Source organism: Stenotrophomonas sp. Ps181, from assembly GCF_025697425.1.
Lineage (GTDB): Bacteria > Pseudomonadota > Gammaproteobacteria > Xanthomonadales > Xanthomonadaceae > Stenotrophomonas > Stenotrophomonas sepilia.
Window position 1 is genome coordinate 34485 of the sequence record NZ_JAHWBI010000012.1, and the last position, 13439, is coordinate 47923.

At 67.9% G+C, this 13439-nt stretch carries 14 protein-coding genes and 1 pseudogene; 10 read left to right on the forward strand and 5 right to left on the reverse strand.

What is annotated here, in order from left to right:
- Positions 1-31 precede the first annotated feature (31 nt).
- The 4 genes and pseudogenes from KXV01_RS19345 (at position 32) to KXV01_RS19360 (ending at position 1599) form a co-directional block, all read left to right on the forward strand.
- The gene (locus KXV01_RS19345; protein WP_099495429.1) at positions 32-619 is read left to right on the forward strand and encodes a biliverdin-producing heme oxygenase; all 588 of its coding nucleotides are present in this window, start codon (positions 32-34) and stop codon (positions 617-619) included.
- Positions 620-650: 31 nt separating this feature from the next.
- A complete protein-coding gene (locus KXV01_RS19350; protein ID WP_049413699.1) occupies positions 651-1118 on the forward strand; it encodes a YbaN family protein in 468 nt (155 codons plus the stop codon).
- A pseudogene (locus KXV01_RS19355) lies at positions 1105-1412 on the forward strand (tonB-system energizer ExbB); the annotation flags it as partial. The gene KXV01_RS19350 and the pseudogene KXV01_RS19355, both read left to right, overlap by 14 nt.
- Before the next feature lie 25 nt (positions 1413-1437).
- The gene (locus tag KXV01_RS19360) at positions 1438-1599 is read left to right on the forward strand and encodes a hypothetical protein (RefSeq protein ID WP_239666974.1); all 162 of its coding nucleotides are present in this window, start codon (positions 1438-1440) and stop codon (positions 1597-1599) included.
- Positions 1600-1678: 79 nt separating this feature from the next.
- Here the strand turns inward: KXV01_RS19360 and KXV01_RS19365 are convergent, their stop codons facing one another.
- Entirely contained in the window at positions 1679-3706 is a 2028-nt protein-coding gene (locus tag KXV01_RS19365) for a sodium-translocating pyrophosphatase (protein WP_111096652.1), read from the reverse strand.
- A 308-nt stretch (positions 3707-4014) separates the two neighbouring features.
- On the opposite strand from KXV01_RS19365, the gene KXV01_RS19370 reads away from it, so the two are divergent.
- Positions 4015-4518, forward strand: a complete 504-nt coding sequence (locus KXV01_RS19370) for a hypothetical protein (protein WP_111096653.1) — start codon at positions 4015-4017, stop codon at positions 4516-4518.
- 67 nt (positions 4519-4585) lie between these two features.
- On the opposite strand, the gene KXV01_RS19375 is transcribed toward KXV01_RS19370, so the two are convergent.
- Both KXV01_RS19375 and KXV01_RS19380 read right to left on the reverse strand, forming a co-directional pair.
- Complete coding sequence (locus tag KXV01_RS19375) at positions 4586-4975, reverse strand: DUF488 family protein (protein WP_111096654.1); 390 nt, start codon at positions 4973-4975, stop codon at positions 4586-4588.
- A gap of 117 nt (positions 4976-5092) precedes the next feature.
- Positions 5093-6349: a 6-phosphofructokinase gene (locus KXV01_RS19380; protein WP_111096655.1), complete on the reverse strand. Its 1257-nt coding sequence runs from the start codon at positions 6347-6349 to the stop codon at positions 5093-5095.
- A 136-nt stretch (positions 6350-6485) separates the two neighbouring features.
- Here KXV01_RS19380 and KXV01_RS19385 point away from each other — a divergent pair, with 136 nt between their 5' ends.
- The 3 genes from KXV01_RS19385 to KXV01_RS19395 all read left to right on the forward strand — a co-directional run bounded on the left by KXV01_RS19385 (position 6486) and on the right by KXV01_RS19395 (position 9317).
- Positions 6486-7049 carry an adenylate kinase gene (locus tag KXV01_RS19385; protein WP_005419045.1) on the forward strand — a complete coding sequence of 188 codons (564 nt, stop codon included), beginning with the start codon at positions 6486-6488 and terminating at the stop codon, positions 7047-7049.
- Positions 7050-7377: 328 nt separating this feature from the next.
- Positions 7378-8742: a UDP-N-acetylmuramate:L-alanyl-gamma-D-glutamyl-meso-diaminopimelate ligase gene (mpl, locus tag KXV01_RS19390; protein ID WP_049413707.1), complete on the forward strand. Its 1365-nt coding sequence runs from the start codon at positions 7378-7380 to the stop codon at positions 8740-8742.
- Positions 8739-9317, forward strand: coding sequence for an LON peptidase substrate-binding domain-containing protein (locus KXV01_RS19395; RefSeq protein ID WP_111096656.1), 579 nt, complete (start codon positions 8739-8741; stop codon positions 9315-9317). The genes mpl and KXV01_RS19395 overlap by 4 nt, the downstream gene beginning before the upstream one ends.
- A gap of 121 nt (positions 9318-9438) precedes the next feature.
- Here KXV01_RS19395 and KXV01_RS19400 read toward each other — a convergent pair whose 3' ends face one another.
- Positions 9439-11436 (reverse strand): bifunctional DedA family/phosphatase PAP2 family protein, encoded by a 1998-nt coding sequence (locus KXV01_RS19400; protein WP_111096657.1) that lies wholly within the window; start codon positions 11434-11436, stop codon positions 9439-9441.
- Between the two features lie 85 nt (positions 11437-11521).
- On the opposite strand from KXV01_RS19400, the gene KXV01_RS19405 reads away from it, so the two are divergent.
- Positions 11522-12184 carry a serine/threonine-protein kinase gene (locus KXV01_RS19405; protein WP_111096658.1) on the forward strand — a complete coding sequence of 221 codons (663 nt, stop codon included), beginning with the start codon at positions 11522-11524 and terminating at the stop codon, positions 12182-12184.
- Positions 12181-12687, forward strand: a complete 507-nt coding sequence (locus tag KXV01_RS19410) for a DUF2867 domain-containing protein (protein ID WP_049413711.1) — start codon at positions 12181-12183, stop codon at positions 12685-12687. Before KXV01_RS19405 ends, KXV01_RS19410 begins: the two co-directional genes overlap by 4 nt.
- Positions 12688-12738: 51 nt before the next feature.
- On the opposite strand, the gene KXV01_RS19415 is transcribed toward KXV01_RS19410, so the two are convergent.
- Entirely contained in the window at positions 12739-13422 is a 684-nt protein-coding gene (locus KXV01_RS19415; RefSeq protein ID WP_049413712.1) for a hypothetical protein, read from the reverse strand.
- Positions 13423-13439: the final 17 nt, after the last annotated feature.

Here is a 13439-nt window from a genome sequence, read left to right on the forward strand (position 1 = left end):
TACAGCAGGACGACCCTCCTGGCATTCCCCCATGAACGCACACATCGCTCCCGAAGACAGCCGCAGCCTGCGGCTCAAGGCCGCCACACGCGACAGCCACGGTGCGCTGGACAAGCGCATCATGGCCGGTGACATCTTCGCCGACCGCAGCAACTTCGCCCGTTTCCTGCGCGTGCAGTATCGCTTCCACCGCAGCATCGATGCGCTGTATGCCAACCCTGCCCTGGACGCATTGCTGCCCGATCTCGGAGGGCGCCGGCGCCTGACACAGGTCGCACGCGACCTGCAGGACCTGGAGCAGACCCTGCCTGGCGCGGACATCGACGCGCTGCCCTCGGACCTCGCGCTGCCCACTGCGTTGGGTTGGCTGTACGTGGCTGAAGGTTCCAATCTCGGCGGCACCATTCTGTACAAGATGGCGGCCACGCTCGGCCTGCACCGTGATTTCGGCGCTCGCCACCTGGCCGCCCATCCCGATGGCGCAGCGCGCCACTGGCGCGAGTTCACCGCTGTGCTGGACGCGGTGCCGCTGAGTGGCGAGCAGGAGCAGCAGGTGATCGATGCGGCCGACGCCGCGTTCCGCAGCGTGCACGGCCATGTCGAAGTGGAATTCGCCTGATGCCCGGCGCGCGCCCACAGGTGCAGCGCTGATGCGCTGGCTCTGGTTCGCGCTGGGCTGGGCGATGGTCGGCCTCGGCGTGATCGGCGCGTTGCTGCCGGTGATGCCGACCACCATCTTCCTGATCCTTGCGGTGGGCTGCTTCGCACGCAGCTCGCCGACGTTCGAGCAGCGCCTGCTGGCGCATCCACGCTACGGCCCGTCGCTGCGGCTGTGGCGCGAGCAGGGTGCCGTGTCGGGCAAGGGCAAGGCGTTTGCCAGTGCAGGCATGGCGGTGGGCTTTGCCCTGTTCTGCTGGGGCGCGCATCCGTCGTGGCGCCTGTTGCTCGGCGTGGGCCTGTTCTTTGCCGCCAGCGCCGGTTACGTGCTCAGCCGGCCGGCACCGCGACTGGAGCCCAATCCGGTCGTGGAAGTGGACGACGCCAACGATCCTCGCGCGGCCCGCCGCCGCACCGCATCCCCCGATACCGCTGGAACCCGGGACGATGCTGCCTGCTGACCGGCCCCTGTGGCCGCTCCCGCACTGACCCCGTGCGGCATGTACCTGGCCGCCGACGTGGTGGTGAAAACCGTGATGATCGCGCTGGCAGTGGCATCGCCGGCCACCTGGACCGTACTGCTGGCCAGGGGCTGGGAGGTGGCGCGGCAGGCCCGGCAGCTGCGTGCCGCACGCGCGCTGTTGCTGCAGGCACCCAGCCGCCCCGGCGAGAACGCTGACGCCAGCGTGCAGGAGGGCATCGCACGGGCGATGCTGGATGCAATCCGTACCGAACTGCACCTGTCGCAGGATCTGGTGGGGCGAGCAACCGAAGGCGCCGGTGCAGCCGCAGGGTGACCTGTCACCGCCGCGTGCGCCGGAGCCGACGCCTCCGCCGGACACCGCTGACGCCCCGGTCCCGGCGCCGCCGCCCGAGGTGGCCGGCGACCCCGTGGACGTGATGGTGCCGGTGTCGGTGTCGTTCTTCCTGCGCGGGCGGTGATCGCCAGCGGGGTGGGATCCCTTTTCCGCAGGAAAGGGATCCCACCCGGTCAAGCCTGCCATCCGCGCGTCGCGTGGCTCTACAGCAGCGGCACCAGCAGCAGCGCCACGATGTTGATGATCTTGATCAGCGGGTTGATCGCCGGGCCGGCGGTGTCCTTGTACGGGTCACCAACGGTATCGCCGGTCACCGCGGCCTTGTGCGCTTCGCTGCCCTTGCCACCGAAGTGGCCATCCTCGATGTACTTCTTGGCGTTGTCCCAGGCGCCGCCGCCTGTGGTCATCGAAATGGCCACGAACAGGCCGGTGACGATCGTGCCGATCAGCAGGCCGCCCAGTGCGCGCGGCCCCAGCAGCAGGCCGACCACCACCGGCACGGCGACCGGCAACAGCGAGGGCACGATCATTTCGCGGATCGCCGAGCGGGTCAGCATGTCCACCGCCTTGTCGTACTGGGGCTTGCCGGTGCCCTGCATGATGCCGGGGATCTCGCGGAACTGGCGGCGCACTTCTTCCACCACTGCACCTGCCGCGCGGCCGACCGCTTCCATCGCCATCGCACCGAACAGGTAGGGAATCAGGCCGCCGATCAACAGGCCGATGATCACCGTGTGGTCGCTGAGATCGAAGCGGAACTCCTGGCCGGGATGGGCTGCCTGCAGGTTGTGGGTGTAGTCGGCGAACAGCACCAGTGCCGCCAGCGCCGCCGAGCCGATCGCATAGCCCTTGGTCACGGCCTTGGTGGTGTTGCCCACCGCATCCAGCGGATCGGTGATGTCGCGGATCTCCGAAGGCAGCTCGGCCATTTCGGCGATGCCACCGGCGTTGTCGGTGATCGGGCCGTAGGCATCGAGGGCGACGATCATGCCGGCCATCGACAGCATGGCGGTCGCGGCGATGGCGATGCCGTACAGGCCGCCCAGTGCGAACGCACCCCAGATCGCCGCACACACCGCCACCACCGGCAGCGCGGTGGATTTCATCGAGATGCCGAGTCCGGCGATGATGTTGGTGCCGTGGCCGGTGGTCGAGGCCTGTGCTACGTGTTGCACCGGCTTGTACTGGGTGCCGGTGTAGTACTCGGTGATCCACACGATCAGGCCGGTCAGGACCAGGCCGATCAGCGCGCAGCCATACAGCGCCATCGGTCCATGCACGTTGTCGGACATCAGTCCGGTGGTGATCGGGTAGAAGGCGATGGCGGCCAGCACGCCGGAAACGATCACGCCCTTGTACAGCGCCCCCATGATCGAGCCGCCTGGCTTCACCTTGACGAACAGCGCGCCGATGATCGAAGCGATGATCGACACGCCGCCCAGTACCAGCGGATACAGCACGGCATTGGCACCGGCTTCGGCCAGCATCAGGCTGCCCAGCAGCATGGTGGCGATGACGGTGACTGCATAGGTTTCAAAGAGGTCGGCCGCCATGCCGGCGCAGTCGCCGACGTTGTCACCGACGTTGTCGGCGATCACCGCCGGGTTGCGCGGATCGTCTTCGGGAATGCCGGCTTCGACCTTGCCGACCAGATCGGCGCCGACGTCGGCGCCCTTGGTGAAGATGCCGCCCCCCAGCCGCGCGAAAATCGAGATCAGCGAGGAGCCGAAGGCCAGGCCGACCAGCGCGTGCAGCGCCTGTTCCATCGGCAGGCCCATCTGCAACAGCAGTGCGTAGTAGCCGGCCACGCCCAGCAGGCCCAGCCCGACCACCAGCATGCCGGTGATCGCGCCGCCGCGGAAGGCGACGTCCATCGCCGCGCTGATGCCGTTGCGCGCCGCCTCTGCGGTACGCACGTTGGCGCGTACCGACACGTTCATGCCGATGTAGCCGGCGGCGCCGGACAGCACCGCGCCGACTGCAAAACCAATCGCGGTGTACCAGCTGAGGAAGATGCCGACCAGCACGAACAGCACCACGCCGGCGATGCCGATGGTCAGGTACTGGCGGTTGAGATAGGCACGCGCACCTTCCTGGATCGCGGTGGCGATCGCGACCATGCGTGCATTGCCGGTGGGTTGGCGCAGGATCCAGCGCGCCGAGACGATTCCGAACAGGATCGCGAGAATGGCGCAGCCCAGCGCCAGTGACAGCCCGTGACGTTCCAGCATTAGACCCCTCCGCAGAATGGATGTAGGCATCCAGTGGCGATGAACGGCACCACGAGGGGGACGACGGGCTGCAGCCTGGAACCAACCCGTACCGACCTTGGCGGTCGTCCGACGTATGGCGGTGTTCAGCATTCCCTGGTGCCCGCAGTATGCGTGCCGCCACTTGCAGAGTCGAGCCATGCTCGACTGGCTCCTCGGAGCCGCGGCGCATGCCGTCGGGCCATGGGCATGATTCGCGAGCCAACGGCCTTTGCACCCCGTTAAGCCAGTCTCTGCAAGCCTGCGCACAGTCCCGTAGGAGATCCCCCATGCGCTTGTCCCTGTTGATGCTTGCCGCCCTGGTCCCGGCCGTGCCGGCATTCGCCGCGGAAACCCCGGAACTGCAGCGTGCCGTGGGCGCGCCGCAGGCGGTGGGTGCGGTGCATACGCTGCGGCAGATCCCCGAGGCCTGCGCGCGGCTGGAAGGTGCGTTCACCGGCGACGCCGCCGCGCCCTACCGCTTCTCCGCCGTGCGTACCAGCGAACAGTGCCAGCCACGTGCGCGCTTCGTCGATTACACCAAGGCGCAGCCAAGTGCGGACAAGGGCTGGAAACTCAACGATGTGATCCGCGTGCCGAACGCGGCGTGCCCGGCCCAGCAGGCAGTGGTGCGGGTGTGGCGTCTGCCGTCGAGCAACAAGGTTGAGCTGGACGGCCAGGGCCAGTCGCGCATTTACCTGGAGGAGGCGAAGAAGCGGGCCGCCGCCGGCCAGATTCCGCAGGTGACGATGTTCGCCGCGCAACTGCAGATGGAAGGCAAGGCCTGCAATTGAGATGGCGCCGGCGCTGCGCCCAGGCATCCACGAGGGTAGTGCCGGCCGCTGGCCGGCAACCGGCTGATCAATCCGCCAGCATTGCTCCCCGCGCCACCAGCAGCTCGCGCAATGCCTTGCGGTGGCAGTGCGCTTCATCCTCGCAGTAGCAGCCCACGCTGATGTCGCTGTGTTGCGACATCGCGGCCAGAAGGTCCAGCGCGTGGGCAGCATCGGGCGCCTTCATCTCGGCCTTGTAATGGCGGAAGAAGGCGGTCCAGTCGGCCGTCGTCGTTGCCTCATGCGCCCGCTTCACCAGCTCCGCGCTGGGGGACAGGGTCGGAAACCAGACGTCGTACCAGTCCTGTCGGGCGAACTCGCTGCGCGGCACGCCGCGCGGTGGGCGCCGAACGGTGCCGATGCGCAGCCCCTCGCCGGGTTGGCGCGGCGTACCGAGTCGAACAACACGCAGTGCCATGATGATCTCCATGAAAAGGGGACGGAGGGGATTAAGTCGTATCCGACCCACTGCTGATGCTGTTGGAGATGACAGAGGGGCGTATGCGACTTAATCCCCTCCGTCCCCTTTTTCAGGTCAGCCTTCGAAGGCCGGTAGTTTCTGCTTCACCGCCACGTTCTTCAGGGTGACGTACTTCGGCAGGCCATCGGTGCCATAGGGAAGCGGTGCTTCGCCCCTGATCAGTGGTGACAGGTAGGCGCGCGCCCTGGCCGTGATGCCGAAGCCATCGCGGCGGATGAAACCGGCCGGCATCTTCTTCTCGTGGTTGGCGATCTTCGACAACGGCGCGGCTTCGATCTTCCAGCGATACGGTGCATCGCTGCTGCGCACGATCACCGGCATCACGCCATTCTGGCCCTTCAGTGCCAGCTGCACCGCGGCCTTGCCCACCGCCTGCGCCTGCTCCCAGTCGGTCCTGCTGGCCAGGTGGCGGGCCGAGCGCTGCAGGTAATCGGGCAGGGCCCAGTGCACCTTCAGGCCCAGCTGGTCCTTGACCCGGCCGGCCAGGTGCGCCGCTACGCCGCCGAGCTGCGAATGACCGAACGAGTCCTTGCCACCGCCGGCATCGGCAACGAAGCGGCCATCAGCGGTGGCGATGCCTTCCGACGCCACCACCACGCAGTAGCCGACACGCTCGACCACCGCCTTCACCTTGGCCAGGAAGGCGCCCTCGTCGTAGGCGCGCTCGGGCAGCAGGATGATGTGCGGCGCTTCGTCATCACCGTTGCCGGCCAGGCCCGCGGCGGCGGCCAGCCAGCCGGCGTGGCGGCCCATCGCCTCGTAGATGAAGACACGGGTGGAGGTTTCGGCCATCGCCGCCACGTCCAGTGCCGCCTCGCGCACCGAGACCGCGGTGTACTTGGCCGCTGATCCGAAGCCGGGGCAGGTGTCGGTCACCGCCAGATCGTTGTCGATGGTCTTGGGCACGCCGATACAGGTCAGGTCGTAGCCGGAGGCTTTGGCCAGCTGCGAGACCTTCAGCGCGGTATCGGCCGAGTCGTTGCCACCGTTGTAGAGGAACCAGCGCACGTCATGCGCGCGCAGCACCTCCAGCAGGCGGTCATAGCGGGCGCGGTCGGCGTCCAGCGACTTCAGCTTGACCCGGCACGAACCGAAGGCCCCGCCCGGGGTATGGGCGAGGGCGCGGATCGCGGCCGCACTCTCTCTGCTGGTGTCGATCAGCTCCTCGCGCAGGACGCCGAGGATGCCGTTGCGGGCGGCCAGGACCTTGATGCCCTTGGCCCGGGCCTGCTCGATCACCGCTGCCGCCGTGGCATTGATGACGGCGGTGACACCGCCGGACTGGGCATAAAGGAGGGTACCGTTGCGCATGCTTCTACCTGTTCGGGGGAAGGGACATTGCAGGGACATTACCCGGATGCGGTAAAGTGGCGCTATTGCGGTGCAGCGATACCGGACCGTCCGGGACGCGAACCTTCTTTGTTTTCAACACGTTGGAGTCAGGTCAATGCGATTGGTTCTGTTGGGACCGCCCGGTTCGGGCAAGGGGACACAGGCGACGCGCCTGAAGGAAAAGCTGGGGATCGCCCACATTTCGACCGGTGACATGCTGCGCGCGGAAATCGCCGCCGGCACCGAGCTGGGCAAGCAGGCCAAGACGGTGATGGATGCCGGCAACCTGGTGTCGGACGACATCCTGCTGGGCATGCTGGAGTCGCGCCTGACCCAGGCTGATGTCGCCAAGGGCTTCATCCTCGATGGCTACCCGCGCAACGTGGCCCAGGCCAATGCGATGGATGGCCTGCTGGCCAAGATCGGCCAGCCGCTGGACGCAGTGGTGCAGCTGGATGTGCCCACCGAGCTGCTGGTCGACCGCATCGCCGGCCGCGCCAAGGAGCAGGGCCGCGCCGATGACAACCCGGAAGCGGTGCGCCAGCGCCTGCAGGTCTACAACGACCAGACCGCCCCGGTGGTCGATTTCTACGCCGGCCGTGGCACCCTGGCCCGCGTCGATGGCGTCGGTGAGCTGGACGAGATCGAAGCCCGCATCCTGGCAGCGATCAAGGCCTGATCCGGCGGGGCCGGCATGCTTCCGGTCCTTCGGGCGCAAAAAACACAGGCCTGGTCCGCGAGGATCAGGCCTGTGTCGTTTGATAGGCGCCAGCGAAGGGCTTGCTCAGGGCCCCGCAGCATGAGCTCCCTTGGGGATGGCCTCTTGGGGAGTAGGACCGGTTCGGGTACTGCGGCTGGCAGTTCGAATTGTGTCCGGGTTCACAGAACATCGCTATCGGGAATTCCCTGACAGCTCATTGGAGTTTTCTCACATCCCGTGTAGGGGTTGTCTTACCCGATAGCGGACATTGGCCCTATACAGCCGTCATCGGTCACAATCCTCGGTCATGAGCAGCGTACATATCCTTGCAATTGCCGGCACCTTCATGGGCGGCGTGGCCGCCCTGGCGCGGGAACTCGGGCATTCCGTCAGCGGCAGCGACCAGGCCATCTACCCGCCGATGTCGACCCAGCTCGAACAGCTGGGCATCATCCTGGACCAGGGCTACCGTGCCGACAGCGTGCCGGCCGGCACCGACGAGGTGGTGATCGGCAACGCACTGTCGCGCGGCAATGCCGCCGTGGAAGCCGTGCTCGATGCCGGCCAGCGCTATATCTCCGGCGCGCAGTGGCTGTCCGAGCAGGTGCTGCCGGGCCGCGACACGCTGGCCGTGGCTGGTACCCACGGCAAGACCACCACCACCACCATCCTCACCTGGCTGCTGGAAAGTGCAGGGCGCTCGCCGGGCTTCCTGATCGGCGGTGTCGCCGAGGATTTCGGTGTCTCCGCCCGCGTGGGCCAGGGCCGCGAGTTCGTGGTCGAGGCCGATGAGTACGACACGGCCTTCTTCGACAAGCGCAGCAAGTTCGTGCACTACCGGCCGCTGGTGGCCATCCTCAACAACCTTGAATACGACCACGCCGACATCTTCCCGGACGTGGCCGCGATCCAGCGCCAGTTCCACCATCTGGTGCGTACCGTACCCGCACGTGGGCGGCTTATCGTCAACGGCGAGGATCAGTACCTGGCCGAAGTGCTGGCGATGGGCTGCTGGACCCCGGTCGAGCGTTTCGGATTCGATCCGGCGCTGGAGTGGCATGCCGAGCTTCTGGCCGCCGATGGCAGCGCCTTCCGCGTGCACCATCGTGGGCAGGCGCTGGGCGATGTGCAATGGTCGCTGCTGGGCCGCCACAACGTGCTCAACGGGCTGGCCGCGCTGGCCGCCGCGCACGCAGTGGGCGTGGCGCCGGCCGAGGTGATCCCGGCGCTGGCACGCTTCCGCAGCGTCAAGCGCCGCATGGAAGTGATCGGCAGCCATGACGGCATCACCGTCTACGACGATTTCGCCCACCATCCGACCGCGATCGCCACCACGCTGGAGGGCCTGCGTTCCAAGGTGGGCGATGCGCGCATCGTGGTCGCGATGGAGCCACGCAGCAACTCGATGCGGCTGGGCGCACATGCGCAGGCGCTGGCTCCCTCGCTGGCGCTGGCCGATGAAGTGGTGTTCCTGCATCGCCCGGAACTGGCCTGGGATGCTGCGGCGGTGATCGCCGCGGTGCGTGGCCAGGCCCACGCGGTGCCCGATACCGACGCATTGCTGGCGCAGCTGCAGGCCAGCGCGCGCAGTGGCGACCACGTGGTATTCATGTCCAACGGTGGCTTCGACGGTGCCCCGCGACGCTTCCTCGCCGCGCTGCAGGCCCGATGAGCGGCGATGGCTCGCTGCCGCTGTTCCCGCTGCACACCACGCTGGTGCCGGGTGCAGCGGTGGGCCTGCGCGTGTTCGAGCGGCGCTATCTGGACCTGGTCCGCGACAGCGGCCGCAGTGGTGAGGGATTTGGTGTCTGCCTGATCCTCGAGGGCGAGGAGGTCGGCGCACCGGCGACACCGGCTGCCTTTGGCGTGCAGGTACGCATCGAAGACTTCGATGTCGGCGCCGACGGCGTGCTGCAGCTGCGCCTGCGCGGCACCCGTCGCTTCCATGTCGAGCGCACCCGCGTGCGCGACAACGGCCTGGTGGTGGCTGATGTGCGCTGGTGCGAGGAAGACCCCGACGACGAACTGCGGCCGCAGCATGCACTGCTGGCCACGGTGCTGGGGCACATCATCGAGCAGGCCGGCGAGGCCTATGCGCCGGCCAATCCGGCGCTGCTGGACCAGGCCAGCTGGGTCGGCTGGCGGCTGGCCGAACTGCTGCCGCTGAGCGAGCAACAGCGCCTGCAGCTGCTACAGATGGACGACCCGCACCAGCGATTGCAGCAGTTGCTGGGCTGGATGCCGTAGCAGCCATCCACGCATGGCGTGGATCTACTGTAGCGCCGAGCCCATGCTCGGCGTGTTGGATCGTGCGAAGCGCAGCCGGGCATGGGCCGGCGCGACAGTGGGTGATCGCGCACCGTCCCCCTCAGGGCGTAGTGGTCTTCAACCGCAGCACCGGCAACCCGGTTTCGCTGTGCACATCCTCGCGCTGCGGCAGCTCCTGCACGGCCTCCTTCACCGCATTCAATGCCGGGTCGACGCCACGCAGCGGGTGCCACATGCCGATCCATTCGAAGTGGCGCTCGTAGCGCAGGGTCTGCGCACTGCCCAGCCATAGCGGCGTATTGCCCGGTTGCAACTGCGCAGGGGCCGGCCACAGGCGCAGTACGTAGCGCTCATCACGGTGTGTACCCGTGCGTACCATCAGCAGCGCCTCGACGCGGGTGTCCAGCGTCGCCGGCAGCACCGGCAGTTCATCGGCGCCGGTGTTCTTGTCCAGCATCAGCAGCGCCTGCTGCCAGCCGGCCTGCTCCTGCCGCTTCCAGCCGCGCGCTTCCAGTTGTGCCTGCAGCGGTGCCAGCGGACCGGCCACCTGCACGTCCAGCGGCCAGCGCTGGTCGTCGTCGAACTCGTTGCGGCGCGCCGGCAGTGTCGCCCAGTCGTGCTGCCACCAGGCCTGCGTGTCCATTGCCTGCGGGGCCGGCAAGGTCGGCTCGAAGCGTTCCAGCTTCACCGGGATATTGCGCGGTGCGTACCACATCGCGGCGACGGCGAAGACGCCGTAGAACAGCCATGCCACCGGCTTCACCCAGAACGAGCGGTTGAAGCGGCGGCGGTAGGCGATGCCCAGCACCAGCAGCCAGAACGTGCCGAACAACATGCCGCCGATCACGTCGCTCAGCCAATGCGCGCCCAGGTACAGGCGCGAGAAACCGATCAGGCTGACCACGATGCCCGACACCAGGTACGGCCAGACGCGGGTGCGGCCGGGCATCTCGCGGGCGATCAGCACCGCGAAGAAGCCGAAGGTGATGGTGGCCATCGTCACCGACACCGACGGGAAGCCGAAGCCACTGCTGGCGTCGACCGGGCGCACCACATCGACGGTGGCACCGAGCAGCATGGTCAATGCGAGGCCGAAGGCAAGCGCGGCCAGCCAGTGTGCGGCCGCCATCCAGCGCCGGCGCCAGACCAGGTAGCCCATCGCCGCCGCAGTGGCCGGCAGCAGCACCTGCCAGGCGCCCAGCGACGCCAGCGCGGCCATCGGGTAATCGGCCAGCGGGTTGCGCAGGGCCAGCATGGCCTGGTGTACCAGCAGGTCGATCGCCAGTGGCTCGCCATGTGCGACCACCACGGTCAGCAGCGCGAACCAGCCCCAGCCCAGCACCAGCAGCATCAGCGCCAGCATCGCCAGCGGCACCGACTGGCGCCGCTTCGGGTCCAACACACCGACGGTGTAGCGGCCCAGCGTCGGATGGCGGTTGGACCAGTCAAGCAGGCGTGCCAGCCAGTTGTCCATGCGCGCGGCCGACCAGCGGTAGCCGTACAGCACAATGGCCCAGACCAGGCCGAGGATCACCGCCAGCAGGCCGACCACCACCACCAGCCGACCGGCTACCGCGGCCACCGCGTCATAGGCCTCGCCAAGAATCCAGCCCGGGGCCAGGAACAGCACCGCCCATGAAATGCTGGCGATACCACTGGCCTGCACATAGCGGCTCGCTGGCATCTTCATCATGCCTGCGATGGCGGGCACGAACGGCCGGATCGCGCCGACGTAGCGTGCCACCAGGATGCTCTTGAAGGCATTGCGGCGGAACAGGTTTTCGCCGCGGTCGAGCAGCTGCGGGTAACGGCTGAAGGGCCACACGCCACGCAGGCGGTCACCCCAGCGGCGCCCGATCCAGTAACTGATGCCATCACCGGCGAACGCGCCCAGTGCGGCTGCGGCCACCGCGTACGGCCCGGAGATCTGGCCCAGTCCGATGAACACGCCCACCGCGAACAGCAGCGGCAGGGCCGGCACGATGGCACCGAGAATGATCACTGCATCGCAGAAGGCGATGAGGAAGATAACGGCACCCGCCAGCACGGGGTGAGCGGCAATCCACGCGAGCGTGGCGTCGATCCATGAAGAGTCCATTGCCCGATTATAGGGGCGTGAAGGTGACTGGTTCCCAGCCGCTTGGTGACCGTTTGCAACCGGCGCCATCGCCTAGAATGGGCCCATGCCGCATACGCCAGACACGCCACCGCATGCTTTGAAGGCCGACAGCTTCGGTTGCATCCTCCGTGTGGAAGGGCCGGCCGGCCCCTTCGTACGCCGTGACCTGGGCGCCACACCACTGTGGTTGCGGCTGCCGGCCTGGTGGCTGGCCCGCCGCGAAGCGCGCGCGCTGCGCCATATCCACGGCATGGCCGATGTGCCGCAGCTGCTGGCGTGGAATGGGCATCATCTCGACCGCAGTTTCATGGCCGGCGACGCCATGTACCAGCGCCCACCGCGTGGCGACCTGGCCTGGTTCCGCGCCGCGCGTCGCCTGCTGCAGCAGCTGCATCGGCGCGGCGTGGCCCACAACGATCTGGCCAAGGAAGCCAACTGGCTGGTGACCGAGGACGGCCGCCCGGCATTGATCGACTTCCAGCTGGCGGTGATCGGCAACCCGCGCTCGCGCTGGATGCGCCTGCTGGCCCGCGAGGACCTGCGCCACCTGCTCAAGCACAAGCGCATGTATTGCCGCGAGTCGCTCACCCCGGTGGAGAAGCGGGTGCTCAAGCGCACCTCCTGGGTGCGCGAACTGTGGTTCGCCACCGGCAAGCCGGTCTACCGCTTCGTCACCCGCCGCATCCTGCATTGGGAAGACAACGAGGGGCAGGGGCCCAAGCCGTGAGTCCACTGCAGGTAGTGACCGGCCCGCCGAGCGTGGGGAGTGTCCTGCGCCCACAGCTGGCCAGCGCCGACTTCGTGCATGCCTGCCAGGCAACGACCCATCGTGATGGGCGTTCGGCCCTGCAGGCCTATCGCGATATGGCCGCGACCATTCCCGGCTGGTTCGATGGGCTGATGGCACTGCGCAATCGCGGCATGCGCCTGCTCGGCATGAAGCACCTGGGCTCGTTGCGCGCGGTGCAGGACATCGCGCAGCCGCATCCGGGGCAACGGCTGGGCATCTTCACCCTGCAGTCGTTGGATGACGATGCCATCGTGCTGGAAGACGACGACCGCCACCTGCGTGTGCAGCTGGCCCTGCAGTGGCAGGGCGACGTGCTGGAAGTGGCGACCGTGGTGCATACGCACAACGCGTTCGGGCGCGTGTACATGCTGCCGGTTGCACCGGTGCATCGGCTGATCGTGCCGCATCTGCTGAGGAAGCAGGTGCAGGGGTACCGGTGATTCGACACTGCGCTCGCCGGGCCATGCCCGGCGACACGCGGCGTTTCCAGGTTACGGCGTCGCCGGCACCACCTGCTGGCCGATGAAGTTGCGCTTGGCATCGAAGTCGTAGGCGATCTGCAGCTGGCCCACATCCGGGCAGGCGTGGCAGTCGCGCAGCGGCGTGCGGTACAGCAGGCGGATGCCGCCGTTCTCCAGCGGCGTGGCCCCGGCCGACTGCGCCGGTGCGAACGGCGTGGCCTGCGGGTGGTCCTTCAGCAGGGCCTGCACGGTGGGGTCGGCACGCAGGGTGTCGTCCAGCTGCACGGCATCCACATCGATGCGCTTGCCGCTGGCGTCGACCAGACGGGTGCCCTCGTTGGTGTTGGCGCGGAACGGATACTCGACCGTGGCAATGCCCAGGCCTTCGTTCTCGTGCCAGGCCGTCACGTAGGCCAGCTCGCCGCCGGTGGACAGCTGTTCGGCGGCGGTGATCGCATCGGCGCTGGCGCCGCCGGCGCGCATCGCATCGCGCAGGCAATCACGCGTGGCCGCATTCTCGCCCTGGCGGCAGGCGTTGAGGTCGCCATCCCACACCACTGCCTCGCTCCAGCGCAGCTTGCCGTCGGCGGCGGCCTTCTCTGCGCTGGGGGTATCACCGGCAGGCGGCTCCTTGCCGGGTTCCGGCGAACGGCCCTGGCAGGCAGTCAGCAGGGCAAGGCCCAGGGCAGGCAGCAACAGGCGGGAACGGCGCATGGCGTGAACCTCGTGCG